The following is a 26878-nucleotide window of genomic DNA, read 5'->3' as shown; positions in this document are numbered from 1 at the left end:
CCTCCTATAAGCATGTTTTAACCGTATTTGGGGGGCTATGGGGGGTAAATATTTCTCTTAACTTCATGAAGTTGACTGCCATCAGTAATAATTAGGACTATGAAAATCCTTGTGGTGGATGATGAACAAGCCGTCCGCGAATCGCTACGCCGTTCCCTACGTTTTAACGGCTACGAAGTGCTGACCGCTAACGACGGCCTGGAAGCCGTCGAGACGGTGCGCGCTGAGAATCCAGAATTGTTGATTCTGGACGTCATGATGCCCAACATGGATGGCCTTGAGGTGTGCCGCACCCTGCGCAGTGAGGGTTGGGACCGCCCAATTCTCGTTCTGACCGCGCGCGATGGCGTCTCGGATCGCGTGGCTGGCCTCGATGCCGGAGCGGATGATTACCTGCCAAAGCCGTTCGCATTGGAAGAGCTCTTGGCCCGCGTGCGCTCCTTGGTACGGCGTGCCTCTGCAGATTCCATCGCCGCTGAAGCTCCGGTGGAAAGCAAGCTTAGCTTCGAGGACCTTGAGCTTGATGCCGATACCCGCGAAGTAAGCCGCGGTGGCCGGGCCATTTCCTTGACGCGTACCGAGTTTGCGCTGCTGCAATTGCTGATGGAAAATCCCCGCAAGGTTCTCTCGCGCAGCAAGATCCTGGAAGAAGTATGGGGATACGATTTCCCTACCTCCGGCAATGCTCTCGAGGTCTATATTGGCTACCTGCGTAAGAAGACGGAGGGCGAGAGCGATGCTCGCCTCATCCACACCGTCCGTGGTGTGGGCTATGTTTTGAGGGAGTCTAATCCGTGATTTTAAGGAAGCCCGCTTCCCTTGCGGTGGCTTCCGGGAAAGCACAGTCCACCCCTCTTACCGAGTTCTCTGATAGTCAGGGGAGTTGGGCTTCACGGGCGCCACTGCGGTGGCGCCTTGCTACTGTTACTGGCCTTGTGGTGGCCGTAGCCGTTGCCTTGATGACGTTGGCAACGTATTGGGTAGTTTCTATGTCCCTGACCGCCTCCGTCGATGACCGCTTGGAGGCCAAGGCCGATGTCTTGTTGCGGCAAAGCCAAGACCCGCGGTTCATGGATAACGTGGACCAGGAAATCGAGGACTTTAAGTCCTATAACCCTGGCACCCGTGTAGCCCTATCACCGCCCTCCATGAGCTTTTCCTACGGCGACACCATTCCTGTGGGCGGGGACTTCCACCGGACGGAGAATTACACGGAAACTTCCGTGCGTACCGTCGGCGGCGAGCGGGTGTTGGCCAAGCGTCATGATCTCGGCTCTACCGTGGTCGTCGCTCAGTCTCTCGCATCTACGCAAGAGCTCATAGCCATCTTGGGCACGGTGCTACTGATTATCGTTGCCCTTGGTATCGTGCTCGCCATTTTTGCAGGCCTCATCGTGTCCAAAACCGGTATGCAACCCATCGCCCGGCTGAAGCGAGCGGTGGATTACGTGACGCAGACCAACGACCTGCGTCCTATTGAGGTCTCCAATAACGACGAGATGGCGCAGTTGACCACCTCCTTTAACCAGATGCTGGAGGCACTGCAGGAATCCCGTTCGCAGCAGTCTCAGTTCGTAGCCGATGCTGGACACGAGCTAAAGACCCCGCTGACCTCTATGCGTACCAATATTGAGCTTTTGATGATGCTCAATCGCGCCGGTGGTGGCTTTGGCATGAGCGACGAGGACCGCAAGGACCTCGAGGATGACGTCATGTCCCAGATGAACGAGCTCTCCACCTTGATTGGAGACCTCGTTGATTTGGCGCGCGAGGACGGCAATGAGCGCGAACCGGAACCGGTTGACCTTTGTGAAGTCATGATGGCTTCGCTGGAGCGTGCGCGCCGCCGCCGTCCCGATGTGGAGTTCTTGGTGCGCTTTATCCCGTGGGAGCTGGACGGCGACCCCTTCGCATTGGGTCGTGCCACGCTTAACCTCATGGACAATGCGGCTAAGTGGTCGCCGGCAACTGGCACGGTGCGCGTATCCATGGAGCAGCTATCCTCCCACGAGGTGCGCCTGCGCTTTGATGATTCTGGGCCTGGCATTGCTCCGGAGGAGCGGGAGAAGGTCTTTGAACGCTTCTACCGTTCGGCGGAAGCGCGTTCCATGCCGGGATCGGGCTTGGGCTTGGCCATTGTGAAATCGGTAATTGAACGCCACGATGGCACGATCAAGATCCGCGAGTCTAATGATGGTGGCACCCGCATGGAAGTCATCTTGCCGGGCAAGCCTGTGCCGGGTGAGATTTTCGTGGACGGTTTGGCAGACCCGCATGAGGGGCTGCCGGGTGGTAAGGAAGACCCAAGCGACCGGGGTGAAATCTTTGCGCAGCGTTGGTTTAATCAGGGCTAACGTACAAGCGTTTATACTGGTGAGGTAATACAGCAACCTTTCAGGAATTCCTAGTAGGTTGGCAGATCAGTATCAGTCTTGACCAAGCGAAGTGAGGCATAGTTTTCTCATGAACATGAGGAATGACGATTACCGCGGCTTTGATGGAAACTCCCCGGAGGGAGCGTCCCAGGAAGGTCCGGGTAGGGCCGAGCCGGTTCAGGGTGGTCCGAACTTTGGAGAAACCGGACAGCCCAACGCGGGCGCCGGAAATGCTGGTCCCTACAGCGACAGCACTGGTCCTTATAGCGGCGCTGGTGCGCAGGCATATGAGACCGGTTCCTATTCGCAAGGCTGGAATCAGCCGCGCGGCGGTGCACAAGGCGATGACCCACGAACACTAGGTTCGCTCGGGCCGTACCCGAACGGCCCACAGACCCAAAGCTTTAGCGGTCAGGGACAGGAAGGCCCGATGGTCACCCCTCTTCCTCCGCAGCCGGAGCAAAAGAAGAAAATCGGCTTGGGTGCCGCCACCGCTTTGGCGGCCGTTGCCGCCATCGCCGCAGGCTCGATTGCCGGTGCTGTGGTCGGTATGAGTTCCGGGGGAGGCAATAACGATACCTCTGTAGTCAATGAAGCCCTCAAGGCTGAGCCGGCCAACAATAGCACCGGTAAGGAACCGGAGCAGGGTTCCGTTGAAGAAGTTGCCTCTAAGGTTTTGCCGGCGGTGGTTTCTATCCAGACGATGACTCGTACTGGTGGGGCTGAAGGCTCCGGTTCTGTCATCTCCCCAGATGGTTATGTACTGACCAACCACCACGTGGTTGCCGGTGCTGAGCACGGTGGCATGATGCAGGTGACCATGAATGACGGCAGCAAGCATGAAGCTGACGTGGTGGCCTCGGATGCGAATACGGACGTAGCCATCGTGAAGATCAAGGACGTCAAGGACCTGCCCTTCTTGCAGTTCGGCGACTCCGATTCCGTTGCCGTGGGTCAAGAGGTGGTGGCCGTGGGCTCACCTTTGGGCCTGAACGCTACCGTGACCTCGGGCATCGTGTCGGCAAAGAACCGTCCCGTGCGCGCGTCCCAGGAGGGTGGCGAGTCCTCATTGATTGACGCCATTCAGACCGATGCTGCGGTAAACCCTGGCAACTCCGGTGGCCCGCTGGTGGATCGAGACGGCAATATCGTGGGCATGAACTCCATGATTGCTTCGCTGTCTAATGACTCCTCCGGCGAGGGCGGCTCCATTGGCTTGGGCTTTGCAATTCCATCCAACTTTGCCAAGCGCATGGCAGATGAGCTCATCAATGACGGCAAAGTTTCCCACCCAACCCTTGGCGTGAAGGTGCTAGCGCGCGACGACGGCAATGGTGCCCGCATCGCCGAGGTAGAGCCGGGCGGTCCAGCAGATAAGGCGGGCTTGAAGGATGGCGACATTGTCACCCGCGTCAACGATCGCCTGATTGAAAACGCTGATGCGCTCATCGCGGCGGCGCGATCGCAGGACTTTGGCGCGACGGTGACCTTGGAGGTTACCCGCGAAGACTCGGATGATTCTCGTCAGGTAGAGGTAACCCTCTCAGGCGAGTAAATTACTGTGCAAGACCTCATTAGGTGCTGAATGCGCCGTACCTCACCCCGCCATAAGGCCGTACTGCCTTAACTTAAGGAGAAAAATGCCAGATTCGCAGCACGATGTGACCGACTCCGCGCAGCCCGACAGCGCGAATAAGCGCGATTCCTTGATGGATGTTGCCGAACCCGATGATGCCTTCCTGCTGGCGAGCGAGCAGGAGGATAGCCTTGCCGCCCCGCGCCGCGGGCTCATCGTTATTGTCACCGATCATCCTGGTGAGCAATCCGATAGCACTTCGCAGCTGGTAAGCGAGTTGCTCGCGGAGGCCAATTTCCGCGTTGATGGCGCCATCGTGGTGCGTTCCAAGAAATCCAAGATTCGCCAGGCCATTGAGACCGCCGTGGTCGGTGGCGTGGACTTGGTTCTCACCGTGGGCGGCACCGGCGTAGGCCCGCGCGATAAGACTCCGGAGGCTACCCGATCCGTCATTGACAAGATGGTCCCGGGCGTGGCTCAAGCTTTGCGTTCTTCTGGCCAAGCCTGTGGCGCGGTGGATGCCTGCACGTCCCGCGGCCTATCGGGTGTTTCGGGCTCTACCGTCGTGGTCAACCTCGCTTCCTCGCGTGCTGCGGTCCGTGATGGCATGGCTACCTTGGCGCCTCTGGTGCACCACCTGATTGATCAGCTGCAGCAATCGAGCGTCCAGTAATAGCAGGGCATTTTCTATGACGTCGCGGAGAAATCGCCGGCGAGTATTCCGCCAATCCGATGCTGCCGGCTATGACCGTAGTGCTGATAAGCCCGGCGTACCCGCTTCCCACGGTGTTGATGAAGAGAGAATCGTTACCGTCGATGACGCGGATTCGGTGGCGGCAGAGGGGGAGTCTGGCCAGCGCGATGAACAGTTCTACCGAGAAAATCAGCCCCCACACTACGGCGGCTAGTGCCTAAGACAGGCTGCAGGTCTGCAGCCACAGAGGTACTTAAAAAGCCCGTGGTTTCTTCCGAAGAAGTGAAACCACGGGCTCTGTGCTGCGCAAGCAGCGAAGGGAACTAGGCCTGGTGGCGGCCGCCGCCGGTAGAACCGGAATCGGCGTCGGTAGCGCCGCGGGCGGAACCGTCGATGCCGGTACCCGGGATGTCCTTATCGGAGACATTCTGGGCCTCGAGCAGGTCGCGGATTTCCGCGAGCAGTTCCTCGGAGGTTGGGGCAGGGGCCTCAGGGTCCACACCGTGGCGGCGCTTAGCGGCCTCGGTGAGCTTGTTGATCGGCATGACGATGAGGAAGTAGACCACTGCGGCGATGATGAGGAAGTTAATCGCTGCGGAGATGACGGCGCCGAAGTCCACGAAGGTGTTTTCGGCATCTGTGATGTGGAAGCCAACGGCACCAACCTCAGCGGAGCCAAGGGAATTGATGATCGGCTGGATGATGGAATCCGTCACGGACTTGACGATTGCGGTGAAGGCAGAACCAATGATGACTGCGGTGGCAAGTTCGATGACGTTGCCGCGCATGATGAAGTCTTTGAAACCCTTGAGCATGGTGATATGCACAAACCTTTCTGGGAATAACTAAGGGTAGTTAAAAACCATGGACACCGCGAAACATTAGTGCAGCCGGTAACCAACCACAACTGCTGTGTCTGAAAAGGTCTAGCTCTGCTGTGGGTGGGCGCGGTCACCCACAATAACGACTGTGAGTGGTTGGCTTAACGACGCCGCGGCTACATCATTGGCGTGGTCATGGGGCAGCGCGAGCAAAACGGTCGAGGAAGAGGCCTCGCCTTCGGCGCTGGAAGTTGACACCACGCGCCCGCCGGTGGCGATAACGCGCGCGGTGGGTGCGGTGGGCGCCTCGCCCTCTCCAACATCAGAAGGGGAGGAGGCGGCATCGACGGCGGTTACCACGTCCACGGTATCGCCATGGTGCAGGTGGGGGATGATATCGGGCTCGGCGAGCTTGACTGGGATCATCCGCGCGGCCGCGGCTTCGGAGCCGCCCACCAAGCTAGAGACAAGTTCTTCTCCTAGAAGGCGAGCATCGGTAATCACTTCGCCCTTGCCGGCTGCGGCGGTAATAACGCGGCCGGTGAGTTCTTCTGGCTTTGCCGCTACTGCGGAATCGGGGATGGAAGAAGAAGGAAGGCGGGCCAAGTCGACGTCGGCAAGCGCCAGCTCCGCCCCTGCAGGCAGATCGCGGCTAAAGACGGGAACGCGCGGCAGTTCCTTAGCCGCAGATAAGGCCGAAGCCAGCGCGGCAATAAGAAGGGCCACCGCAATGGCGCGGCGCACTACAACGCCGCGGCGGTGGCCAGGGGTACGAAGGGTGGAAACGAGGCGGGGCATACGCGAAGTGGGCATACTCTTTTAGACTGCCCGAAACCGCGCATGGTTCCCGCACCCTAAAAACTAGAAGCGGGTGATGCCCTCTGCGGTGACGGCGGCATCAACCTTGCGGTCATGGTCCTCGGTAGGCAGCTCGTCTACAAACTCGGAGGGGTAGACCATGGCGAAAACCGGCGGCTTGCCGTGGGGAAGCGGCTCTAGCGCGCGGTCATAGTAGCCGCCGCCCTTGCCCATGCGGTTGCCCTTGGCATCTACTGCCATGGCAGGGGCGAGCACCAGGTCGCACTCGGCCAGCACGCTGCTATCAAAGCTTGGGCCCTGAGGCTCATTCAAACCCAATGGGCTGGTGTGCATGGCTTCCTTGCCGCGGTATTCGGCAAAGGTCAGCGTGCCATTCTCGCCGGAAATTGGCAGGAGGACGCGGGAGACATGGGCCTTGAGCCACGGCACAAAGTCCGCACCACCGGGCTCAGAGCCCAAAGGCCAGTAGGCGGCCACGGTCATGGACTCGGTGAGCTCGGATTCGAGATGCTTGCGCACGGCGGCGGTAAAAGCATCGTGGTCCTCGGAGGAAAGTTCGCGGCGGGCCTGGACCAAGCGGGCGCGCAGCTCGTTTTTGGCGGTGATGGAAGAGGTCATAAATAAATCATAACCCCGCGGCGTAGCGGTGCACGGGAAAATAATGTGGCGTTGTACGCTATTGTGCATGGCTATAGAACGCGAAGATTCCGCCCGCGGAATCACCACGGTTGTAGTTCCAGCGGCAGGTATGGGCACCCGATTTTTGCCCGCCACCAAAACGGTTCCCAAGGAACTACTGCCCGTTGTTGATACTCCCGGCATCGAACTCATCGCAGAGGAGGCTGCCTCTGTAGGTGCGCGCCGCCTAGCGGTGATTACCGCGCCCGATAAGCAAGAAGTCATGCGCCACTTCGAGGCTTTTCCCGAGCTAGTAGAGACCCTTGAATCCCGTGGCAAGGATGAGCAGGTGGCCAAGGTTAAGCGAGCCAACCAGCTCATTCACCCTGTTGCGGTGGAGCAGGAAAAGCCGCTGGGTTTGGGTCACGCGGTGGGCCTTGCTGAAGAGGTCCTTGGGGAAGACGAGGATTCCTTCGCCGTCATGCTCCCCGATGACATTGTGCTGCCCGCCACCGTCATGGCCGATATGGCGCGTGTGCGCGCGGCTTTGGGCGGTAGCGTGCTGTGCGCCTTCGAGGTCCCACGCGAGCAGACCTATAACTACGGCGTCTTCGACGTAGAAGATACCAATGCCCCCGGTGTTAAGAAGGTCGTGGGCATGGTGGAAAAGCCGGCGGTGGAAGATGCCCCGTCTAATCTCGTGGCCACCGGTCGCTACCTATTGGATCGCAAGATTTTTGATGCCCTCCGCCGTATTAAGCCAGGCAAGGGTGGCGAGCTGCAGCTTACCGACGCCATCGAGCTCCTCATTGAGGAAGGCGAGCCCGTCCACGTGGTAGTCCACCAAGGAAAGCGCCATGATTTGGGCAATCCTGGCGGCTATATCCCCGCCAACGTGGACTTTGGCCTGCGCGATGAAAAGTATGGTCCCACGCTGTATAAAGCGATTAAGCAAATCATGGCCGAGTATGAGGACGAGCACGGCCTAGCCTAGGGATTTTCCCAGTGGCCAAGGACGTGGAAGCGAAGAAAGGGCGGGCATAGACCTTATGCGTTCAGTTGATGACCAGTTGGCGCTGGTAACGGATGCGGCGACGACGCCGGAGCCGGTGCGCATCGGTATTTCCAACGCGCTGGGTTTGATGTGCGCCGAGCAGGTACAGGCTAATCAACCCCTGCCGGGGTTCCCGCAGGCGGCTATCGACGGCTACGCGGTGCGCGCCGTGGATATCGGTGGCGAGCGGGGCCTGCGGGTGCGTCGCCACAAGGACCAGGAAGAACAGTCCGCAGAGGGCGAAGAGGATGCGGATTCCCCGCAGCCGGAGGTAGAGCGTTCCTTGCCCGTGGTGGGTGAGGTTCCGGCCGGCTCCAAGCAGCCGCTGCGCCTGCAACCTAAGCAAGCGGTGCGCGTATATACGGGTGCGCCTTTGCCCACGCTTGCCGACGCCGTCCTGCCCCTCGAGTGGACCGACCGCGGCCGCAAGCGCGTTACCGCCCACCGCCCGGTGCGCTCTGGTGACTTTGTGCGCCGGGTAGGCGACGACATCCAGCCTGGCGATGTCGCCGTATCCTCCGGCACCGTTTTGGGCCCCGCTCAGATTGGCCTTCTAGCCGCGGTAGGCCGCTCAAAGGTGCTGGTGTACCCGCGGCCGCGTATTACCATTATTTCTTTTGGCCGCGAGTTGGTTGACTTGGACCAAGAACCGGCACTGGGCCAGGTTTTTGACGTGAACTCTTATTCCTTGGCCGCCGCGGCCCGCGAAGCCGGGGCGGAGGTGCACCGCGTGGGCATTGCCGAGGGCGAGCCGCGCCGCATCCGCGAAGCATTGGAAAAGCACATTGCCCGCAGCGAGGTGCTGGTTATCTCCGGCGCAGTGGGCGGCGCTGGCGCCGAGGCCATTCGCGAGATCCTCGACGATCTTGGTGATGTCGATACCTCCCGCGTGGCCATGCACCCCGGCTCCGTCCAAGGCTTTGGGCTGGTGGGAGAGGAGCGCATTCCTACCTTCTTGCTGCCGTCCAATCCGGTGTCCGCGCTTGTGGTCTTTGAGGTATATATCCGCCCGCTCATCCGCTTGGCGCTGGGCAAGCGCAATGCGCACCGCCGCGTGGTGCGTGCGCGCGCGTTGAACCACATCGATTCCCGCCCCGGCCGGCGCGGCTTCATCCGTGCTCGCCTGATGCGCGATGCCGAAACTGCGGACTATTTGGTAGAAGGCCTCGGCGGTGCCGCAGGTGCCCCAGCCCACCTCTTGGCCGGCCTCTCAGAGGCCAACGCCATGATTCGCGTGCCGGAAGAGGTCACGGAAATCCGCCCGGGCGATGTGGTTGATGTGTTGTTTTTGACCCAGCGCAGCTAATGCTCGATCCTTTCGGCAACGCGGCGGATAGGTTCCGCCATCCTGCTACCGGCCCCACCGATGACATGCATCCGGGGTGGCCGGAATCCACTCCTATTGTCCAGCTTCCCTCCTCTTCTGTCTTTCCCTCGGGGGCGCGGATGCGTTTGCGCCCCCTGCTGCGTTCCGACGGCCACGAGTGGCGGCGTCAGCGCATCGACGATGAATGCTTCCTCCGCCCGGTCGAGCCGACCCAAGCCGCACCGTGGGCGGCGGCGCATAGCCAGCAGGCGTGGTGGAATCACCTGATGTACCTGCGCACCGCCGCGCGTGAGGCGCTGGTGATCCCGCTTGTCATTGAGGTGGAGGGAAAGTTCGCCGGGCAGGTGACCCTAGGAAATATTCAGCATGGCAGCATTCGCGATTGCTGGATTGGCTACTGGGTCTATTCCGCGGTTCACGGCGCCGGGGTGGCTACGGCGGCCACCGCCTTGGGCGTGGACCACGCCTTCGGGCGAGTGGGTTTGCACCGCGTGACCGCCACCTATCTGGAGCACAACCCGGCCTCGGGTCGCGTCTTGGCTGCCAACGGATTCCGGCATGAAGGGTATTTGCGGCGCAATCTACATATCGACGGCGCGTGGCAGGACCACCACTACGTGGCGTTGGTGAAAGAAGACTTTGCCTCTACGGCGGTGGAGCGCCTGCGCCAAGCTGGCCGGCTGGCGTGAAATAGCGTCCTATTAGCTGGGAACCCGACCTCATTTTTCACATAAGTCACAACATTGTAATTTGCGCGAATTTGGGGTGCTACGGTGCGGTTTCACCGTTTAAGGTGGAGTAATCATCTGTATTCAAGGGGAAGGTCCTTTTCGTGTCGACAGCTGTGCCGATTATCGCGATCATCGTGGTGTGGCTCTTCGTGCTCGCACCGTGGCTATTGGGTAGGAATAACCGCCCAATGAGCCATACCGGTGAGGCCTTTGAAGATACCCGGGTCCTCTTTGAAGGAGATTCCGGCAAGGTCGCCGGCCGGCGTCGTCCGCGCCTGCGTGCCGGCGATGTCCACCGCCGCGACGATGAGGACGAGGCGGACTATGAAGTCGTCGAGGCTGCAGACGCTGCCGACAGTGAATCCGATACCGAGGCCACCAAGTCCTCGTCGCGCTCCGTAACGATTGCCGGTGCCGCACGCCGGGCCAAGTCCCAGCCCTTCGGCAGCGGTAGCCGAGCGTTTACCGGCGCTTCCGCCTCCACCGCTGGTGAAGATTCCACGGAGCGGGCAGAAACCATCGACGGCGAATTGGTGGAAGAAGCGGTTGCAGAAGAAAGCGAGTCTGCAGTCGAGCCACAGGCAGCTGCGGTTCCTGCCTCCCAGCAGGCTGATGCGGACAAGGAAGCCAACACCGCAGAGGCGGACGATGTCGATGACGTGCTCCTGGAGGACGAGGACGACGCCGCGGACGAGGCCACTAAGGACAATGCCTCCGATGTTGCTGCGTCCGAGGCTGAGGTATTTAGTGCCCCGGCAGTCTCTAGCGTGGCGAACGATGCCTATGCCTACGACGAAACCTATACCTCACCGGTAGACCTCATGTATCCGGGGGCCGTTGACAAGGCCGAGGTCGATGAGGATGACTCCGTAGATCCTGCCAGCGCGGACGAGGTAGACGAGGCCGAGGGCTCCGAGAACGAAGCCGCGGCCGCGGAAGCAGACGAAACCGGCATGGATACCGACTTGTCCGAGGACGAGGTCGAGTTCGCCCAGCGTCGCTTGGGCCGCGGTGGCTGGGACCCGGTAGCAGAAAAGGAAAAGTCTGCAACGCGCTACCAGCGCCGTCAGCGTACCCTGCTGGGGCTAGCCGTGGCCGTGGTACTCACGGTAGCCCTAGGAATCGTGGTCGGTGGCTGGACCTGGTGGTTGGCTGCCGTCGCCGGCGTGCTCACCGTGACCTACTTGATCGCCCTTCGCTCTCAGGTACGCCAGGAACAGGCACTAATGCGCCGCCGCGTGCGCCACCTGCGCCGCGCCCGTTTGGGCGTGCGCAACGCCGAGGACGAAGAGCTAAAGATTCCGCGCAATCTGCGCCGCCCAGGCGCCGTGGTTGTGGAAATCGACGATGAGAGCCCGGACTTCGTGCACCTTCCGCTGAGCTATAGCGATGGTGAGGACGGCGACTTTGACGGCCCGCACGCCGGGCCCGATGGTTATGGCCGTCGCGATGACCTAGCGGCCCGCCGCGCTGGATAAGCGCATGTGGCGGCCTAGCTAGCAGCACCGTGAAGCTCGTCGGCGCTCGCGGTCTGCGAGTTCGCGAGCGCGTTGTATTCCTGCGCTAGGCCATAATTCGGCACGCCGCTCTCCAGCCACACCCCGGAGGTACCGCGGCGATGGGAGCCGATAAGGTGTGTATCAATCATGCCGATGGCCTCCATGAGTGCGAAACAGGTAACCGGGCCAACGAAGCGAAAGCCCTTCTTCTTGAGTTCGCGGGACATGAGCTTGGACTCGTAGCTCTTTTTCGGAATATCTTCCATCACGGTGGGGTAGAGGTTCTCCGGAGGCTGGTAGGCCCAGATGAACTCCGCCAGCCCGCCTTCCTCGCGCAGAGCGATGGTCGCCTTGGCGTTATTAATCGCTGCGCGGATTTTGGTTTCGTTGCGGATAATGGAGGCGTCGCCAAGCAAACGCTCCACGTCTGCCTCGCCGAATTGGGCGACCTTGTCCGGATCGAAGTTACAAAAGGCCGCACGGAAAGCCTCGCGCTTCTTGAGCACCACCGCCCAGGACAGACCGGACTGGAAAGACTCGAGGCTCAAACGCTCGTAGAGTCCAGCTTCATCGAAAATGGGCAGGCCCCATTCGGTGTCGTAATACTCCTTCAACATCGGCGAGGACATCGCCCAAGGCGGGCGGCCCAGGCCATCATCGTCATAGACCAAGGTGGTGCGCTCTTCGGACTGCGTAGTTGGTTCGCTCATGGTGTGTTCTCCTTTTATCTTTTGTGCGTGGTTCCCATTGAAACAGCCCGCGCGGCCGTGTTCTTTTCCTTCCCCCGCCAAAGGGCGAATTTCCCAGGAGTATGGGTGTAGTCCATTGCCTTCGCATCGGGTGAGGGGTTCAGGGTAATCTGTTCAGCATGAATAGACCTGCCGTACGCGATGCCGCACTGCTTATTTTTCGAGCGGTCCTCGGATTAATCTTTATCGCACACGGCGTGGACAAGATGTTTATGACCGGCATGGATGAAACCGTGGGGCAATTTTCCGCCCTGGGGGTGCCGCAGCCACAACTTTCCGGCTATATCGCCGCCATCGGGGAGATGGCCGGTGGTGCATTCCTCGTTGTCGGTCTGCTCACCACCTTTGTCGCCGGGGCACTGGCTTTGCTTATGGGGTGTGCCCTGTATTTCGTGCATTTGGGCCACGGGCTTTTTGCTGCCGATGGTGGAATCGAATACCCACTGGTATTGCTGTTATCCCTGCTGATGATCGTAGTTTTTGGCTCCGGCAGAGCCAGCATGGACGGGGTGCTCAGCAATGTTGACGCATAGCCAGGTCCAAGCGGCTATCTCCGCGCACATGGATGGAGAGCACTCCGATCTATCTCAGGACGTCATTGATACCCACCTGGAAAGCTGCACCGAATGCCGCGCTTTCCGCGACAAGGCGGCCGCGCTATCGCGTTCATTGAGCTTTGTGGAGCCTGCGGATTCCGGCATGGCGCCGCCCACGGATCTTTCTGATGTCATCTTGGCCGGTGTGGAGCCGGAATGGCGGCGTACCTCCAGCGCTCGCCAAGCCAACCTCACGGTTGCGCGTGCCGCCATGGTTCTTATGGGGGTCATCTTTGCGATCTGGGCAGTGGTGCTCATTGTGCACGCCTCCGGGCTCGTACCGTTGGGCGCGGAAGGAAAGATTTTGGATCCTACTGCGGATCCGGAGCGAGCCAACCTGCTGATGGAGGGCGCGGCAGTGCGCTTCGGCATGGCCTGTGGTTTATTCTTCAGCGCCTGGCGCCCCGCGGCGGTCACCGGACTGCTTCCGGTATCGGCCACGATGTTTGCCTTCCTCTTCGGCTTTGGCATGCGCGATATAGCGCTGGGTACCGTAACCATTGAGCAGGTGTATTTCCTTATCGCCACCGCCCTGGCGACTCTGAGCTTGGCGTGGGCCTGGGCGGCAGAAAAGGGCTATCTGGTGCGCGCGTGGTGGAAGTCCCTCAACGCGCAGCCGCAATAAGCTTCGTTCAGTTGCGGTTAGGTCCAGCTCGGCAGCCACATCATGGAGTGGTACCAGGAATCTGGAATCTTGTAGCCGTACAAAATGGGGGAGAAGTAGAAGAACATCGCCACTACTAGGGCTAGGTAGAACACGGCGGCGATGGTACCCCAACGTACGGGGCCGCCGGCCAAGCTCTTCAGCCATCCCCACCGCACAGGCCTGCCATGCCCGATGAGCTGGCCTAAAGCTAACGCGATAAGCACGATGACAAAGGGGATGAAAGCCGTGGCGTAAAAGAAGTACATCTGGCGGTCGAAGGCCGCGAGCCATGGGAAGAAGCCTGCCGCAAAGCCCACCAAGGGGATAAGGAAGGCGCGGTTGCGGCGAATAATGAGCGACCACAGGCCCCACAGCACGGCCGGGATGACTAGCCACCAGATGGCCGGGGTGCCAAAGAGGTAGAGCATCTTGCGGCATTCGTTACTGCCATCACCGCACTGCAGGTCGGTGGAGGAGTAGTACAAGATGGGGCGGGCGGCAACGAGCCAGGCCCAGGGCTTGGAATCCCACGGGTGATGATGGCCGCCGGAGGAGGTTAGGCTGGCATGGAATTCCAAGACAGAGGAGTGGTAGTAGAACCAGCCGGCCAAGGAATCGGGCAGGTTCAGCAGCCACGATCCATCCTCGATGGTGCCATCCACCTTGGCATGGCGGTATACGGCGGTTTCGGAGGCAAACCAAGCCCGCCAGGTCCAGGCGTAGAGCAGTACCGGCACGAGCACGAGGGAGGCCAGGGCAGCAGGGGTATCGCGCACCAGGGTGCCGAGGATATAGCGGCGTACCCCATAGCGCTTGCGCAGGGCAAGGTCGCTAAAGACGGACATCAGGCCAAAGAACATAATGAAGTACAGGCCGGACCACTTCACGCCCAGGGAAAGTCCAAGGCAAACACCTGCGAGGAGGCGCCACCAGCGGAATCCAAAGCGCGGGCCAAAAGCGGAAGAGCCCATCCGGTCCTTCACAAATGCGTTGTGGAGGCGCTCGCGCATCTGATTGTGATCGCGGGCGAGCGCCCAGGCGGCGGCTACCACGAAAAAGACTTGGAAGATATCCAGCATGCCGAACTTGGAGGAGACCAAGAGCACGCCATCAAATACGGCGATGAGGCCGGCTAGGGTTGCTACCTGCCAGGATAAGGAGACCCGGCGGGCCAGGGACATCGTCAAGAGCACGGTGGCTGCTCCGAAAAGCGCCGTCATAAAACGCCAGCCCATTGGGGAATAACCAAAGACCCATTCGGCAAGTGCCACGATCTGCTTGCCCAGCGGTGGGTGAACCACCAGCCCGTAGCCGGGGTTGGTTTCAATGCCGCCGATAAAAAGGTTATCCCAGCTTCGCACCATGTCCCAGGCTTGGGGAACATAGTGCTTTTCATCAAAGACGGGCGTGCCCTTGGAAACGGGCGCAGTAAGTCCGACAAAACGGGTAATGAGCGCAAGGACGCCGACGACGCTAGTGCTTATCCAGTCAGCCTTGCCCCACTGATAGGCGCGGGGTGCTGGCGGAGCCACGGTGTCGTGCGTGGGGCGCGATGGGGCAGCGGTAGCAATAGTCACTTGGTTGAGTCTAGGCGACAACGTAGCGCAACCGCGCATTAGAGAGTATGGAATGCTAGAGGCATGTCTGTTTTAGGTCTGGATCCACTACCGCGCGGGGTAATCCTCGCCGCCACGCCGTTGGGAAACGTAGGAGATGCCTCCGCGCGTTTAATGCATGCCTTGCAGCATGCGGACGTCATCGCGGCCGAAGATACCCGGCGCGTGCGCAATCTGGCCCAGGCCTTAGGGATCGAGATTTCCGGGCGAGTGGTGTCCAATTTTGACCACAATGAAAAGGACCGAGCCCAGCAGCTTATCGACGCCGCCGCGGCTGGCACCGTCCTCGTCGTCACCGATGCCGGAATGCCGATTATTTCTGATCCGGGCCTGTCCCTTGTGTCCGCTGCAGCCGAGCGCGATATTCCCGTGACCTGTTTTCCCGGCCCCTCCGCCGTGCCGACGGCCCTGGCGCTTTCGGGCCTGGGCGTGGGGCACTTCCTTTTTGACGCCTTTCCTCCTCGCAAACCCGGTCCCCGCAAGGCGTGGCTGGAGTCACTGCGCAACGAAAAGCGAGCCATCGTCTTCTTCGAATCTCCTCACCGCGTGGCCGAAACCCTGGCCGAGGCAGCGGATATTCTCGGCGCCGACCGCCCGGCCGCGGTGTGCCGGGAGCTGACCAAGACCTATGAGGAAATCCGCCGCGGCACTTTAGGTGAGCTTGCCGAGTGGGCAGTAGACGGTGCTCGGGGAGAGATCACCGTGGTGATCGAGGGCGGTACGGCCGCTGCCGCTACCGCCGCAGACTTGGTACCCAAGGCGCTCGAGCTAGCGGAGGCGGGGATGCGGCTGAAGGACGCGTGCAAGCAGGTAGCCAAAGGTACTGAGGTTTCCAACCGCGAGCTTTACGACGCCGCCTTGGACGCACGCAAGGCCTAGCCTCACCGGTCGTTTCGATTACGTCACACCCCGCATCGTTCCTAGACGGTTTCACTAACGGGGCTTTGTAATTGAATTGTTATAGTGCTCGGGCGTGTAGGCGGCTTAAAGCGGTATTTACATGGGGAAATGAAGCGTAAAAACCTTTTAAATTATCGTGGAAAATCCCTGGGAAACGGCGTTGAGCAGCGAAGTTTCTACGTGCTTCGTTTGATAATTGAGTAGTTCCGCACCACTGTATAGCTCATGACAAACTCGGAAAACATGGGCACAGGCGTGCCAGAAGAAGGAAAGGAACCGGTCGGCGCTCAGGCGCAGCCGGCCTCTGCTTCTTCGAGCGGGCAGCCTATTGAGAATTATCAGACTGTAGACGAACAGCTGGACGCACAATCTGCCACCGGCCAGCTTCAGGATATGATTCACTCCGATGGTTTCCACCCGGAGCGCTATGACGATCCTGAGGTGGAAATCGCGGCCGATCGTGACAATATGCCTATCGATTGGTCCATCGTGGGCATCGCCGGCGTGCTGATTGCCGCGATCGTTGTGTGGGGCTTGGCCGCCCCAGACAACTTTGCCAACTTCTCCTCTTCGGCCCTGACCTGGGTCGTAGACAACTTCGGTTGGGCCTATATCCTCTTCGGCACCGTCTTCGTGGTGTTCGTTGTCTTTATTGCCGCCTCCAAGTTCGGCTCCATCAAGTTGGGCCACATCAATGAGGAGCCGGAATTTTCCACGCCATCGTGGATTGCCATGATGTTCGCCGCCGGTATGGGCATTGGCCTGATGTTCTACGGCGCTTCCGAGCCGCTGGCTAACTACCGTGACGGCACCCCAGGCCAGGGCACTGGCAACGTGGGTTCGTCCATGGCCTATGCCATGTTCCACTGGACGCTGCATCCCTGGGCGGTCTACGCCATCGTTGGCTTGGCCATCGCGTACTCCACCTTCCGCATTGGCCGCAAGCAGCTATTAAGCCAGGCCTTCGTGCCGCTTATCGGTGAGCGTAACGCCAATGGTGCGGTGGGCAAGTTCATCGATGTCCTGTCCATCTTCGCCACCGTCTTCGGTACCGCCTGCTCCCTGGGCCTGGGTGCCCTGCAGATTCAGGCCGGCTTGAAGGCATCCGGGATCATCGATAACCCCACCAATTCCGTGGTTATTGGCATCGTTCTGGTCCTTACCCTCGCATTCCTCCTGTCTGCGATGTCCGGCGTGGGCAAGGGCATTCAGTACATTTCCAACGCAAACATGGTCCTCGCCGCAGTGCTGGCCATCTTCGTGTTCATCTTGGGTCCGACCGTTACCATCCTCAACCAGATTCCTGGCTCCATCGGTAACTACCTCAACTACTTCACCGAGATGATTGGCCGCACGGCCGAGTCCGAAAACGGCGCCGCCGGTGAGTGGCTGTCCGGCTACACCATCTTCTACTGGGCATGGTGGGTTTCCTGGTCCCCATTCGTGGGCATGTTCCTGGCACGCATCTCCCGCGGTCGTTCCGTCCGCGAGTTCTGCCTGGGTGTCCTGCTTATCCCAGCCGGCGTATCCACCCTGTGGTTCGCTATCTTCGGCGGTACCGCTATTCATATGGAGCAAAACGGCGAATCCATCACCGGTGAGTCTGCTGAGGAGGAGCTGTTCAACCTCCTGCAGTCCATGCCGGGCGGCTTCGTTGCCGGTATTGTTGCAGCGGTCCTTCTGGCTACCTTCTTCGTCACCTCTGCGGACTCCGCATCCACGGTGATGGGCTCCATGTCCCAAAATGGTGCTTCTACCGCTAAGCCGTGGCTCTCCGCGGCGTGGGGTGCACTGACTGCCTTGGTAGGCCTGACCCTGCTTCTGGCTAATGAGGACGCACTGTCTAACCTGCAGAACGTCACCATCGTTGCCGCACTGCCATTCCTGTTCATCGTCGTTGGCCTGATGTTCGCCATCTACAAGGCGCTGAGCGAGGATGTTATTTACCTCGAGTACCGCGAGGCACAGCAGTTCCAGCGCAAGATGGCCCGCGAGCGCCGCCTGCACCGCGAGTACCAGCGCACGCAGGTACTCAAGAAGCGCCGCAACGAGCGTCTCAAGCACCCGATGAAGCGCAAGTAGCTAGCGCCCTTCACGGTTGCTTTCATAGCGCCCATCGTTTCCTCAGCAGTGGGGAAGCGGTGGGCGCTTTGTTCTGAAATTGCGGTTCACCTGCGGAGTAAATGTCTGCCCTAATCGTGTGGGCACGAGCTGGCTTCGATACAGTAGAACCCATGACTGAGTCTGTAGTAGTAAATGTTGCTTGGCCCTATGCCAACGGCCCGCGCCACATCGGTCATGTGGCCGGCTTCGGTGTTCCTTCTGACGTCTTTGCACGTTTCCAGCGAATGCGTGGCCGCAACGTACTCATGGTCTCCGGTACGGACGAGCACGGCACTCCGCTATTGGTTCAAGCGGACAAAGAAGGCGTGTCCGTTCGCGAGCTCGCAGACCGCTACAACCGCCAGATCGTCACTGACCTAGCCAACCTCGGCCTGTCCTACGATCTCTTTACTCGTACCACCACCCGTAACCACTACTCCGTGGTACAGGAACTCTTCAAGGGCCTGTATGCCAATGGCTACATGCTCAAAGAGACCACCCAGGGCGCTATTTCTCCGTCTACCGGACGCACCCTGCCGGACCGCTATATTGAGGGCACCTGTCCTATCTGCGGCGCGGATGGCGCCCGCGGTGACCAGTGCGATGAGTGTGGCAACCAGCTCGACCCGGTGGACCTGATCAACCCCGTATCCAAGATCAACGGCGAGACCCCAAAGTTCATTGAAACCGAGCACTTCCTGCTGGATCTGCCCTCCATCAAGGACGAGCTGCAAAAATGGCTGTCCACCCGTGAGGACTGGCGCCCGAACGTCTTAAAGTTCTCCCTGAACTTGCTGGAGGATATGCGCCCGCGCACCATGACGCGCGATATTGACTGGGGCATTCCAATCCCAGTTGAGGGCTGGCAGGACAATAACGCCAAGAAGCTCTACGTGTGGTTCGATGCGGTCATCGGTTACCTGTCTTCCTCCATCGAGTGGGCATACCGCACCGGCCAGCCGGAGGCGTGGAAGGACTTCTGGCAGAACCCGGAGGCCCGCCACTATTACTTCCAGGGCAAGGACAATATCACCTTCCACTCCCAGATCTGGCCGGCCGAGCTCTTGGGCTATGCCGGCAAGGGCAACAAGGGCGGTGAGCTTCACCAGTACGGCGAGCTGAATTTGCCAACGGAAATCGTCTCCTCTGAGTACTTGACCATGTCTGGCTCCAAGTTCTCCTCCTCCAAGGGCGTTGTCATCTATGTCAAGGATTTCTTGGCGGAGTTTGGCCCAGATGCCCTGCGCTACTTCATCGCCGTGGCCGGTCCGGAGAATAACGACACGGACTTTACCTGGGATGAGTTTGTCCGCCGTATCAATAATGAGCTGGCCAATGGCTGGGGCAACCTGGTCAACCGCACCGTTTCTATGGCGTTTAAGAACTTCGGTGAGGTTCCAGCACCAGCAGCGCTGGAAGAAAAGGATAAGGAAATCCTGCAGCTGGCGGAAGAGACCTTCGAGACCGCCGGTTCTTTGCTGGAACAGTCCAAGTTCAAGCAGGCGATTACCGCTATCATGCACGTCGTCGGCGAAGCCAACGCTTATATTGCAGACCAAGAGCCATGGAAGTTGGCCAAGGATGAGACCCAGCGCGAGCGCCTAGCTACCGTGCTGTGGACTGCTCTTCAGGTGGTCTCTGACTGCAATGTCATGCTCACGCCGTACCTGCCGTTTACCGCGCAGAAGGTCCATGAAACCTTGGGCCGCGAGGGCGTGTGGGCGGCCCAGCCGGAGGTCCATGATGTCAAGGATGATATCCCGGTAGAGCTCGTCGGTGCTGGCTTGCCGCCAGAGGGCCACGAGTATCCGGTCATCATGGGTGACTACACCCAGCAGCAGGCAAAGTGGGAGCGCATCCAGGTAGAGCCGGGCACCGCCTTGGCCAAGCCGAAGCCGCTCATCTCTAAGCTTGACCCAGAGCTGGGCGAGACTGGCCCGGAGTGGGCGCCTGTTACTAAGTAATAGCACCTAAAACGGCCGCGTTATTGCCTCTTTTCCAACAGAGAAAAGGGCGTAACACGGCCGTTTCTGTATTCCGGTCTGGAAGGAAGGAGTACGAAATACCCGAATCCTTGCCAGGAAGGGTGGTTTAGCGCTCGAAATCGCGCTGGAGGTGCACCAGGCCGAGGCGGACGCCATCCTTGGTATGGATATTTGGCATGCGGCCGGTCTCGGTGAAGCCGAACTTCTTGTGCAGGGCGATAGAACCCTCGTTGGTATCGACGATATAGGTGATCATCGTCTGCACGTAGGTATCGTCGGCGGCGACGTCCATGAGGGCGTCGAGAAGCTCGGAGCCCACGCCCTTGCCCTGAGCGGAGGGGGCAATGTAGACCGAATCTTCCACGGTGCCGTAATAGATGGCGGGGGTTACGAACTGGAAGTAGGCCGCCCAGCCAATGACCTCATCATCATGCACGGCTACGAAGACCGGGGAGCCGGCCTTAAACATTTCCTTGAGCCACTCTTCGCGGTCAGACACATCTTCTTGCCATGTGACCAGGTTAGCGGCGGGTTTCGCTGCGGAGCCGGCGTTGTAGATAGCGGTGAGCGCGGGGGCGTCGGCAAGCTCAGCAGGACGGATATGCATAGAAATTCCTTTACACCAGAAGTTGTAGGTGGGTGAGGCTCAACCAGTGATCGAACTTGTAGCAAACCTCTTTAAGAGTACCCACGTTTTCAAACCCGAACTTTTCATGCAACTTTAGCGATGCCGCATTGGTGGAAACGATGAGGGCGAGCAGGGAATGAACCTTTGTATCGGCGCGGGCCGCATCTACCAAAGCACCCAGCAACGCGGTGCCCACGCCCTGGCCCTGAGCGGTGGGGGAGAGATAGATGGTCGTCTCATAGCAGCCGGTCCACACCTGCGGATCGCGGTAAGGATGGTAGAGAGCCCACCCCAGGTAGGCACCGGAATCGGACTCCGCGATGAAGCACGGGCAGCCCTCTTCCCAGATGTGGCGCAGGTAGGCCTCGCGTTCTGCGATGCTGGCCGGGGTAGTGCGGAAGATAACGTCGGTGTGCTCGATGGCCCAGTTGAGGGTCTCAGTCATGGCGGGCACATCCGCAAGGCCGGCGGGTCTGATCAACATGGCAGCCAATATTACAATTGCCCGTATGGCTAAAAAGAAGCGACGTCCCACTCCCGTTCCGGCACCGGGCCTAAGCGGCCTCATCGATGCGCACACGCACCTGTTTTCTCACAAGGACACCGATGAGGTTCTGGTTAATCGCGCGCGCACCGCCGGTATTAGCCGCATGGTGACGGTGGGCGATGACCGCCGTGAATCAGCAGCGGCGCTGGCTACCGCGCATGTCTTTCCGGATGTCTATGCCGCCTGTGCTATCCACCCGGTACGCGCCAATGAGTTGGATGCACCCACGAAGGTGGCGCTGGAGGAGATGGTGGCGGATCCGCGCTGCGTAGCAGTGGGAGAGACCGGCCTCGATGCCTATTGGGTCCACCACGAGCCGGAGACCACCGCGACCATGGCCCAGCAGGAGGAATCCCTGCGCTGGCATATTGACCTTGCGGTGCGCCATGGCAAGACGCTGATGATCCACAACCGCGAGGCGGATGCGGACCTGCTGCGCATTCTTGCCGACGCCCCCTCACCCGACACCGTTATGCTGCACTGCTTTTCCTCGCCGCTGAAAGTCGCCGAGGAAGCCTTGGAGCGCGGCTACGTATTGTCCTTTGCCGGCAACGTCACCTTCAAGCGCAATGCCGAGCTGCGGCAGGCGGCGGCGAAGGCACCGGCCGGCCAGCTTCTGGTGGAAACCGATGCGCCATATATGACGCCAGAGCCTTACCGGGGCCAGCGCAATGAACCGGCTCTTATCGGGCACACATATGAATGCATCGCTCGCGTGCGCCACCAGACGGTGCAGGCGCTAGCAGCGGAGGTAAACGACACTTTTGATCGCGTTTACGGCCTGCGCTAATGCCTAGGTGACGGTTTTCACAAAAATAAAACCCGCTGGTCAGAAGTTGCGGGGGTGCTTAGTGTGGCGGTTGTGTGTCCAGTGAGGCGTGTGGTGGATTGGTCCTCGACTTTGTGGTGCTGTTATCGTATCGTTATTAATCGTTCGTTTAGGTTTTGGGATCCTGCAGCGCCACCCTCGGTGCGGCAGCAGCGGATCTTAGTAGGGCAAACGCCTGCGTGGACAACTCTGCTGGCCTAAACTCTTGTAATTGTTGAAACCTGCACTACCGGAGATTCATTCAGCATGTCACCTCATCAGATCAAGCGCCTCAATAACTCCCGCTCGCTGCCACTGCGTCTGGCAACGGGTGGCGTATTGGGCACCCTGGCCGTCGGCGGCGTGGTAGCCGTTGCGGCACAAAAGGACGTCACCGTGGACATCAACGGCGACAAGGTGGAGTTGGCTACCTTTGCCAAGGATGTCGACGGCGCGCTGGAAGCAGCCGGCGTGCAGGTGAGCGAGGAAGACATCGTCTCCCCAGCCCCGTCCGAGTCCGTGGGTGATGGCGATGAGATCTCCGTGCGCACCGCCAAGCCAGTAGCCGTGACCATCGATGGCGTGCAACAGCAGCTGTCCACCACCGACCTCACCGTATCTGACCTGCTGGGTAACCTCGACGGCGTAGTCAAGGGTGCTTCTGTGAAGTCCGGTGATGCCGACGTGGACGAGGACGCCCAGCTGGAAGAGGGCATGGACCTTGAAGTTGTGTCCCCGAAGATCGTCAAGATTAATGATGGCGGCAAGGTAACCTACACCAAGATTGCCGCTAAGACCGTTGAGGACGTCCTCAAGGCCCGCAATATCGACGTTGATGACGATGACCGCGTCTTCCCGTCCAAGGACACCAAGGTAACCGAGGGCATGTCCATCAAGGTGGACCAGGTGTCCACCACTACCTATGACTCGGAAGAAGAGTTTGACGCTGAGCCCAACTTTGTCGATGACCCGGAGCTGGAAGAGGGCACCGAAGAGGTCCGCGAGGAGGGCGTTAAGGGCAAGCGCGTTATTACCCACAAGCTGGTAATGAAGGACGGCGCGAAGGAATCCAATGACGTTATCAAGGAAAAGGTGACCGTCGAGCCTAAGGCTGCCACCATTGCCCGCGGCACCAAGAAGGCCGAGGAAGAAAAGCCGGAGGAGGGCGGCAACTCCGGTGCTGCTGCTCCGGCGGTGGCCGATGGTTCCGTATGGGATTCCATTGCACAGTGTGAGGCCACCGGTAACTGGTCTATTAATACCGGCAACGGCTTCTCCGGTGGCCTGCAGTTCACCCCATCCACCTGGGCGGCATTCGGCGGCACCGAGTACGCACCGGAGGCATGGCAGGCTTCCCGCGAGCAGCAGATTGCCGTGGCAGAAAAGGTGCAGGCAGCGCAGGGCTGGGGCGCTTGGCCGGCATGTACTTCCAAGCTGGGCCTGCGTTAAACCGCAGCGCTTCTTGGCCGCACACCCACTGTGGTGTGCGGCTTTTTTGTCTCTTCTACTAAGTTAGAAGGCATGACTGATTCCACCGGCGCCGCGCTTTTGGGTCCCGTAGAGATCCGCGCCCTCGCGGAGAAGCTCGACATCGTGCCCACTAAGAAGCTGGGGCAGAACTTTCTGCATGACCCGAATACCATCCGGCGCATCGTCGCCGCGGCGGAGCTGGATCCCACTGACCGCGTCCTCGAGGTAGGCCCCGGATTGGGATCGCTGACCCTTGGCCTCGTAGAGGCAGTGGGGGACGTTACCGCGGTGGAGATCGATTCCCGCCTGGCGGCGCAGCTGCCCGATACCGTGGCCGAGCGCGCCCCTGAGTATGCGCAGCGCCTGCGCGTAGTGGAAAAGGACGCGTTGCGCGTGACGGATTCTGACGTCACGGAGCCGACTGCCCTCGTGGCCAACCTGCCGTATAACGTCGCTGTGCCGGTTTTGCTGCACTTGCTGGAGACCTTCCCCTCCATTCGCCGCGTGCTGGTGATGGTCCAGCTGGAGGTGGCGGACCGTCTCGCCGCGCAGCCGGGCAGCAAGGTTTATGGGGTGCCCTCGGTCAAGGCGGGCTTTTATGGCAAGGTCTCCAAGGCCGGCACGATTGGCAAGAACGTCTTTTGGCCGGCGCCCAATATTGAATCCGGGCTGGTGCGCATCGACGTCTTTGAAGATGCTCCTTGGCCGATCACCGATGAGTCGCGGTCTAAGGTCTGGCCGGTTATCGACGCCGCCTTTGCCCAACGCCGCAAGACCTTGCGCGCGGCATTGTCCGGCCACTTTGGTTCGGGTGCCGCCGCTGAGGAGGCCCTGCGAGCGGCGGACATCGATCCGAAGCAGCGCGGCGAGAAGCTCGCCGTGGAGGACTTCGTACGATTGGCAGGAATCTAAATGAGTGCACCGCTAGATAACGAACCATTCGTTTACACCGCCCGCGCTCACTCCAAGGTCAATATTCACCTCGGTGTGGAGGAGCCGCGCGAGGATGGGTTCCATGAGCTCGCCAGCGTCTTTCAGTCTTTGGAGCTGCATGACACCGTGACGCTCACGGACTTGGGTAATCCCGAGGTGGATAAGCCGCGAATTCGAGGCTTAAAGGTTACGGGCCCTCATGCACAGGGTGTGCCAGAAGACTACACAAACCTGGCGTGGACCGCGGTTAACCGCATCATGCAGTACCTATACACCACCCATGGGCCGAAGGCGCTGCCGGAGGTAGCGCTGGAAATCCACAAAGCCATCCCTACCGCCGGAGGCATGGCGGGTGGCTCTGCTGATGCGGCCGCCGCGCTGCGCTTAGCCGAGCGCTGCTATGGCGGCTACTACGGCATCGACTCGGTGGGCGAGCCGATTCTGGACGCGCTAGGCGCGGCGTTGGGCTCGGATGTTCCCTTTACCCTGTTGGGTGGCACCGCACTCGGTACGGGGCGCGGCGAGCAGCTTACCCCGATGATGGCGCGCGGTACCTATCATTGGGCGCTCATCGCCTCGGACCGCGGGCTATCTACCCCGCAGGTCTTTCACAAGCTGGATGAAATGCGAGAAAAGGGTCGCGGCGGCGAACCGCACATGGATACCGCGGCAGTATCGCAGGCACTGATCTCGGGCGACCCGCACCGGGTGGCAGAGCACTTGCATAATGACCTACAGCCGGCGGCGCTTTCCCTGCGCCCGGACCTGCGCAAGACGCTGGAGGCGGGTGTGGCCGCTGGAGCCCTCGCGGGCATCGTCTCCGGCAGTGGTCCGACCTGTGCCTTCCTCTGCACCGGGGCAGAGGAGGCTAGGGAAGTGGTCTCCCAGGTGACGGTGGAAATTCCCGGAACCAAGGGTGTGGCTACCCATGGACCCGCTAGCGGCGCCGTGGTGCTGTAGCTAGAGCACCGTCATCTCGGTGGGCTCGATGTCGAGGTCGAAGCGGTTGACCTCCTTTTCTTGGAGGAGGTCAATGACCACGAGCTGCTTCTTTTGGGCGTCGGTAATAAAGGCGTAGCCATCGGCAGCCTGCAGGATGGGCCCCGGCTGCTGCCATTCCTTATTTTCCTTCCACCTGGAGATGGCATCGATCTGCGAGGTGATTTCGCCGGAATCTGGGTCGATGACATTGAGCTTGCCGTCGGTGGTGAGCACCAGCGCCTCGCCCAGCGGGCCGCGGGCCAGGGAGCGGAACCAATAGGAAGCATCGAGCTCAACCTTCTTCGCGGAAAAATCCTTGGTGTCCACCAGGGTCACGGAGGTGGGGCGCTCGAGTTCTGCATCCTTGTCGGTCTTATTATCGGCCAGAATGACATCGGATTCCTCCGAACCGGCAGCATTGCCGGAGCGCTGGTAGCCGCCCGCGCCGGCATAGGCGGAAGCGTCCACCTTGTGGAACTTTGTGCCATCGAAGACTACAGGGCCGTCCTCGCAACCGAAGAAGATATTGCCGTTACCAGCGGCGGCCTCGCCGTGCACGCCAGGGCACTTGGTGGTTTCAGTAAGGACCTTGCCCTCCTTATCCAGATGCTGGATGGTGTGGCGCTCGTCCTCGGTCCCCTTGGTGATAACTACCGAGCCGTCCTTGAGCGGTACGGCCACGCCGTGATGGGCGGCGCCGGTGTCTACGGTATTGACCGGCTCGGCATCGTCTTTGCCCATGTCTTCGGTCTTGTAAATCCGTGCTACGCCATCGCCATCAGAAAACAGTGCGGTAAAGCCGTCGTGGTGGACCACGTGGCCTGCATGCGGGGCCTTGATAGGGGCGTCGCCAAGCGAGGGCTCTGCGGTGTAGTAGTGGTTGTGATCGCCGTGGCCCTTGGTAATGCGCCCAGTGTCGTAGGCAAGAAAGCTATCGCCTTTGGTGACCATGACATGGCGATTATCGCCGGCATCGTTGAGACGAAGGAAGGCATTCATCTTGTCCTCGCCGATTACTTTGCCCGTTTTGGCGTCATAAGCGTTCAAGCCGTCTGCATGGGAGATAACGATGCGGGTGGGCAGCTGGGCTACCTCGGTTTCTCCCTCTTCGGCTTCAAAGCCTTCGTGCGAGTGCCCGGCGTGGTCATGGCCGTGCTCGTGGTCATGCTCATGGTCGTGGTCATCCTCATTGTGCGCGTGCTCGTGGGAGTGCAGAGAGTCCTTTTCTTCCTCGGTAGGAGCAGAGCAGGAAGCGATGGCTACCGCCGCAGCGGATAGCACGGCGCAGAGAGAAAGTGTGTAATGCTTCATACATTGGCAGAGTATTGGACCTGAAAATCAATAGCAATAGGTAATAGAAATGCGGGGGTATGTGCAGGGAGGTATTAAGATGGACACTCGT

26 protein-coding genes are annotated in these 26878 nt (G+C 60.1%); 18 read left to right on the top strand and 8 right to left on the bottom strand.

Annotated elements, in window-relative coordinates; all coding sequences use genetic code 11:
- Positions 1 to 99 precede the first annotated feature (99 nt).
- The 5 genes from CORTU0001_RS08910 to CORTU0001_RS11540 all read left to right on the top strand — a co-directional run bounded on the left by CORTU0001_RS08910 (position 100) and on the right by CORTU0001_RS11540 (position 4859).
- The gene (locus CORTU0001_RS08910) at positions 100 to 798 is read left to right on the top strand and encodes a response regulator transcription factor (protein WP_005329143.1); all 699 of its coding nucleotides are present in this window, start codon (positions 100 to 102) and stop codon (positions 796 to 798) included.
- Positions 795 to 2354, top strand: a complete 1560-nt coding sequence (locus tag CORTU0001_RS08905) for a HAMP domain-containing sensor histidine kinase (protein WP_005323791.1) — start codon at positions 795 to 797, stop codon at positions 2352 to 2354. Before CORTU0001_RS08910 ends, CORTU0001_RS08905 begins: the two co-directional genes overlap by 4 nt.
- Before the next feature lie 109 nt (positions 2355 to 2463).
- Positions 2464 to 3930 carry a S1C family serine protease gene (locus tag CORTU0001_RS08900; protein ID WP_005329141.1) on the top strand — a complete coding sequence of 489 codons (1467 nt, stop codon included), beginning with the start codon at positions 2464 to 2466 and terminating at the stop codon, positions 3928 to 3930.
- 85 nt (positions 3931 to 4015) lie between these two features.
- On the top strand, positions 4016 to 4624 hold the full coding sequence (locus CORTU0001_RS08895; protein WP_005329140.1) for a MogA/MoaB family molybdenum cofactor biosynthesis protein: 609 nt from the start codon (positions 4016 to 4018) through the stop codon (positions 4622 to 4624).
- 16 nt (positions 4625 to 4640) lie between these two features.
- Positions 4641 to 4859 carry a hypothetical protein gene (locus tag CORTU0001_RS11540; protein ID WP_005329139.1) on the top strand — a complete coding sequence of 73 codons (219 nt, stop codon included), beginning with the start codon at positions 4641 to 4643 and terminating at the stop codon, positions 4857 to 4859.
- 109 nt (positions 4860 to 4968) lie between these two features.
- Here the strand turns inward: CORTU0001_RS11540 and mscL are convergent, their stop codons facing one another.
- The 3 genes from mscL to CORTU0001_RS08880 form a co-directional block, all read right to left on the bottom strand.
- Positions 4969 to 5460 (bottom strand): large-conductance mechanosensitive channel protein MscL, encoded by a 492-nt coding sequence (mscL, locus tag CORTU0001_RS08890; RefSeq protein ID WP_034668586.1) that lies wholly within the window; start codon positions 5458 to 5460, stop codon positions 4969 to 4971.
- A gap of 111 nt (positions 5461 to 5571) precedes the next feature.
- Entirely contained in the window at positions 5572 to 6279 is a 708-nt protein-coding gene (locus CORTU0001_RS08885) for an SAF domain-containing protein (protein WP_425265840.1), read from the bottom strand.
- A 48-nt stretch (positions 6280 to 6327) separates the two neighbouring features.
- Complete coding sequence (locus CORTU0001_RS08880) at positions 6328 to 6903, bottom strand: 5-formyltetrahydrofolate cyclo-ligase (protein WP_005329136.1); 576 nt, start codon at positions 6901 to 6903, stop codon at positions 6328 to 6330.
- A 67-nt stretch (positions 6904 to 6970) separates the two neighbouring features.
- On the opposite strand from CORTU0001_RS08880, the gene CORTU0001_RS08875 reads away from it, so the two are divergent.
- The 4 genes from CORTU0001_RS08875 (at position 6971) to sepX (ending at position 11493) form a co-directional block, all read left to right on the top strand.
- Positions 6971 to 7897: a UTP--glucose-1-phosphate uridylyltransferase gene (locus CORTU0001_RS08875; RefSeq protein ID WP_005329135.1), complete on the top strand. Its 927-nt coding sequence runs from the start codon at positions 6971 to 6973 to the stop codon at positions 7895 to 7897.
- A 55-nt stretch (positions 7898 to 7952) separates the two neighbouring features.
- A complete protein-coding gene (gene glp, locus CORTU0001_RS08870) occupies positions 7953 to 9263 on the top strand; it encodes a molybdotransferase-like divisome protein Glp (protein WP_005329134.1) in 1311 nt (436 codons plus the stop codon).
- Entirely contained in the window at positions 9263 to 9973 is a 711-nt protein-coding gene (locus CORTU0001_RS08865; protein WP_005329133.1) for a GNAT family N-acetyltransferase, read from the top strand. Before glp ends, CORTU0001_RS08865 begins: the two co-directional genes overlap by 1 nt.
- A gap of 143 nt (positions 9974 to 10116) precedes the next feature.
- On the top strand, positions 10117 to 11493 hold the full coding sequence (sepX, locus tag CORTU0001_RS08860; RefSeq protein ID WP_005329131.1) for a divisome protein SepX/GlpR: 1377 nt from the start codon (positions 10117 to 10119) through the stop codon (positions 11491 to 11493).
- 14 nt (positions 11494 to 11507) lie between these two features.
- Here sepX and CORTU0001_RS08855 read toward each other — a convergent pair whose 3' ends face one another.
- Positions 11508 to 12224, bottom strand: a complete 717-nt coding sequence (locus CORTU0001_RS08855) for a DNA-3-methyladenine glycosylase I (protein WP_005329130.1) — start codon at positions 12222 to 12224, stop codon at positions 11508 to 11510.
- Between the two features lie 158 nt (positions 12225 to 12382).
- Between CORTU0001_RS08855 and CORTU0001_RS08850 the strand changes: the two genes are divergently transcribed.
- Positions 12383 to 12796 carry a DoxX family protein gene (locus CORTU0001_RS08850; RefSeq protein WP_005329129.1) on the top strand — a complete coding sequence of 138 codons (414 nt, stop codon included), beginning with the start codon at positions 12383 to 12385 and terminating at the stop codon, positions 12794 to 12796.
- Positions 12783 to 13484, top strand: coding sequence for a zf-HC2 domain-containing protein (locus CORTU0001_RS08845; protein WP_005329128.1), 702 nt, complete (start codon positions 12783 to 12785; stop codon positions 13482 to 13484). Before CORTU0001_RS08850 ends, CORTU0001_RS08845 begins: the two co-directional genes overlap by 14 nt.
- 17 nt (positions 13485 to 13501) lie before the next feature.
- Here the strand turns inward: CORTU0001_RS08845 and CORTU0001_RS08840 are convergent, their stop codons facing one another.
- Positions 13502 to 15121 (bottom strand): dolichyl-phosphate-mannose--protein mannosyltransferase, encoded by a 1620-nt coding sequence (locus tag CORTU0001_RS08840; protein ID WP_034668577.1) that lies wholly within the window; start codon positions 15119 to 15121, stop codon positions 13502 to 13504.
- Between the two features lie 24 nt (positions 15122 to 15145).
- Between CORTU0001_RS08840 and rsmI the strand changes: the two genes are divergently transcribed.
- The 3 genes from rsmI (at position 15146) to metG (ending at position 20088) form a co-directional block, all read left to right on the top strand.
- On the top strand, positions 15146 to 16000 hold the full coding sequence (gene rsmI / locus CORTU0001_RS08835) for a 16S rRNA (cytidine(1402)-2'-O)-methyltransferase (RefSeq protein ID WP_005323775.1): 855 nt from the start codon (positions 15146 to 15148) through the stop codon (positions 15998 to 16000).
- Positions 16001 to 16246: 246 nt separating this feature from the next.
- Complete coding sequence (locus tag CORTU0001_RS08830) at positions 16247 to 18103, top strand: BCCT family transporter (protein WP_034668575.1); 1857 nt, start codon at positions 16247 to 16249, stop codon at positions 18101 to 18103.
- Positions 18104 to 18255: 152 nt separating this feature from the next.
- Entirely contained in the window at positions 18256 to 20088 is a 1833-nt protein-coding gene (gene metG / locus CORTU0001_RS08825; protein WP_084771677.1) for a methionine--tRNA ligase, read from the top strand.
- A 127-nt stretch (positions 20089 to 20215) separates the two neighbouring features.
- Here metG and CORTU0001_RS08820 read toward each other — a convergent pair whose 3' ends face one another.
- Both CORTU0001_RS08820 and CORTU0001_RS08815 read right to left on the bottom strand, forming a co-directional pair.
- Positions 20216 to 20716, bottom strand: a complete 501-nt coding sequence (locus CORTU0001_RS08820; protein WP_005329121.1) for a GNAT family N-acetyltransferase — start codon at positions 20714 to 20716, stop codon at positions 20216 to 20218.
- Between the two features lie 10 nt (positions 20717 to 20726).
- Complete coding sequence (locus CORTU0001_RS08815) at positions 20727 to 21221, bottom strand: GNAT family N-acetyltransferase (protein WP_084771675.1); 495 nt, start codon at positions 21219 to 21221, stop codon at positions 20727 to 20729.
- On the opposite strand from CORTU0001_RS08815, the gene CORTU0001_RS08810 reads away from it, so the two are divergent.
- From CORTU0001_RS08810 to CORTU0001_RS08795, 4 genes are all read left to right on the top strand, one after another.
- Positions 21220 to 22074 (top strand): TatD family hydrolase, encoded by an 855-nt coding sequence (locus CORTU0001_RS08810; RefSeq protein ID WP_005323765.1) that lies wholly within the window; start codon positions 21220 to 21222, stop codon positions 22072 to 22074. The genes CORTU0001_RS08815 and CORTU0001_RS08810 overlap by 2 nt on opposite strands.
- A gap of 285 nt (positions 22075 to 22359) precedes the next feature.
- A complete protein-coding gene (locus tag CORTU0001_RS08805; RefSeq protein WP_005329113.1) occupies positions 22360 to 23541 on the top strand; it encodes a resuscitation-promoting factor in 1182 nt (393 codons plus the stop codon).
- Between the two features lie 72 nt (positions 23542 to 23613).
- A complete protein-coding gene (rsmA, locus tag CORTU0001_RS08800) occupies positions 23614 to 24474 on the top strand; it encodes a 16S rRNA (adenine(1518)-N(6)/adenine(1519)-N(6))-dimethyltransferase RsmA (RefSeq protein WP_034668574.1) in 861 nt (286 codons plus the stop codon).
- Positions 24475 to 25455 (top strand): 4-(cytidine 5'-diphospho)-2-C-methyl-D-erythritol kinase, encoded by a 981-nt coding sequence (locus CORTU0001_RS08795; protein ID WP_005329109.1) that lies wholly within the window; start codon positions 24475 to 24477, stop codon positions 25453 to 25455.
- On the opposite strand, the gene CORTU0001_RS08790 is transcribed toward CORTU0001_RS08795, so the two are convergent.
- On the bottom strand, positions 25456 to 26787 hold the full coding sequence (locus tag CORTU0001_RS08790; RefSeq protein WP_034668571.1) for a hypothetical protein: 1332 nt from the start codon (positions 26785 to 26787) through the stop codon (positions 25456 to 25458). It lies immediately after the preceding gene.
- Positions 26788 to 26878: the final 91 nt, after the last annotated feature.

Source organism: Corynebacterium tuberculostearicum SK141 (assembly GCF_000175635.1).
Lineage (GTDB): Bacteria > Actinomycetota > Actinomycetes > Mycobacteriales > Mycobacteriaceae > Corynebacterium > Corynebacterium tuberculostearicum_C.
The sequence above is the reverse complement of the archived record's forward strand: the minus strand, read 5'-3'. Positions and strand labels throughout refer to the sequence as shown.

Excerpts from the sequence above, each read along its gene's own strand:
- CORTU0001_RS08805 (WP_005329113.1), top strand. The coding sequence starts at position 22,360 with ATGTCACCTCATCAGATCAAGCGCCTCAATAACTCCCGCTCGCTGCCA.
- CORTU0001_RS08790 (WP_034668571.1), bottom strand. The coding sequence starts at position 26,787 with ATGAAGCATTACACACTTTCTCTCTGCGCCGTGCTATCCGCTGCGGCG.
- CORTU0001_RS08840 (WP_034668577.1), bottom strand. The coding sequence starts at position 15,121 with ATGCGCGGTTGCGCTACGTTGTCGCCTAGACTCAACCAAGTGACTATT.
- CORTU0001_RS08795 (WP_005329109.1), top strand. The coding sequence starts at position 24,475 with ATGAGTGCACCGCTAGATAACGAACCATTCGTTTACACCGCCCGCGCT.
- CORTU0001_RS08875 (WP_005329135.1), top strand. The coding sequence starts at position 6,971 with ATGGCTATAGAACGCGAAGATTCCGCCCGCGGAATCACCACGGTTGTA.
- CORTU0001_RS11540 (WP_005329139.1), top strand. The coding sequence starts at position 4,641 with ATGACGTCGCGGAGAAATCGCCGGCGAGTATTCCGCCAATCCGATGCT.
- glp (WP_005329134.1), top strand. The coding sequence starts at position 7,953 with ATGCGTTCAGTTGATGACCAGTTGGCGCTGGTAACGGATGCGGCGACG.
- mscL (WP_034668586.1), bottom strand. The coding sequence starts at position 5,460 with ATGCTCAAGGGTTTCAAAGACTTCATCATGCGCGGCAACGTCATCGAA.
- CORTU0001_RS08885 (WP_425265840.1), bottom strand. The coding sequence starts at position 6,279 with ATGCCCACTTCGCGTATGCCCCGCCTCGTTTCCACCCTTCGTACCCCT.
- CORTU0001_RS08910 (WP_005329143.1), top strand. The coding sequence starts at position 100 with ATGAAAATCCTTGTGGTGGATGATGAACAAGCCGTCCGCGAATCGCTA.
- CORTU0001_RS08880 (WP_005329136.1), bottom strand. The coding sequence starts at position 6,903 with ATGACCTCTTCCATCACCGCCAAAAACGAGCTGCGCGCCCGCTTGGTC.
- CORTU0001_RS08865 (WP_005329133.1), top strand. The coding sequence starts at position 9,263 with ATGCTCGATCCTTTCGGCAACGCGGCGGATAGGTTCCGCCATCCTGCT.
- CORTU0001_RS08895 (WP_005329140.1), top strand. The coding sequence starts at position 4,016 with ATGCCAGATTCGCAGCACGATGTGACCGACTCCGCGCAGCCCGACAGC.
- CORTU0001_RS08850 (WP_005329129.1), top strand. The coding sequence starts at position 12,383 with ATGAATAGACCTGCCGTACGCGATGCCGCACTGCTTATTTTTCGAGCG.
- CORTU0001_RS08810 (WP_005323765.1), top strand. The coding sequence starts at position 21,220 with ATGGCAGCCAATATTACAATTGCCCGTATGGCTAAAAAGAAGCGACGT.
- CORTU0001_RS08855 (WP_005329130.1), bottom strand. The coding sequence starts at position 12,224 with ATGAGCGAACCAACTACGCAGTCCGAAGAGCGCACCACCTTGGTCTAT.
- CORTU0001_RS08820 (WP_005329121.1), bottom strand. The coding sequence starts at position 20,716 with ATGCATATCCGTCCTGCTGAGCTTGCCGACGCCCCCGCGCTCACCGCT.
- CORTU0001_RS08815 (WP_084771675.1), bottom strand. The coding sequence starts at position 21,221 with ATGTTGATCAGACCCGCCGGCCTTGCGGATGTGCCCGCCATGACTGAG.
- CORTU0001_RS08830 (WP_034668575.1), top strand. The coding sequence starts at position 16,247 with ATGACAAACTCGGAAAACATGGGCACAGGCGTGCCAGAAGAAGGAAAG.
- rsmA (WP_034668574.1), top strand. The coding sequence starts at position 23,614 with ATGACTGATTCCACCGGCGCCGCGCTTTTGGGTCCCGTAGAGATCCGC.
- CORTU0001_RS08845 (WP_005329128.1), top strand. The coding sequence starts at position 12,783 with ATGTTGACGCATAGCCAGGTCCAAGCGGCTATCTCCGCGCACATGGAT.
- CORTU0001_RS08900 (WP_005329141.1), top strand. The coding sequence starts at position 2,464 with ATGAACATGAGGAATGACGATTACCGCGGCTTTGATGGAAACTCCCCG.
- metG (WP_084771677.1), top strand. The coding sequence starts at position 18,256 with ATGACTGAGTCTGTAGTAGTAAATGTTGCTTGGCCCTATGCCAACGGC.
- rsmI (WP_005323775.1), top strand. The coding sequence starts at position 15,146 with ATGTCTGTTTTAGGTCTGGATCCACTACCGCGCGGGGTAATCCTCGCC.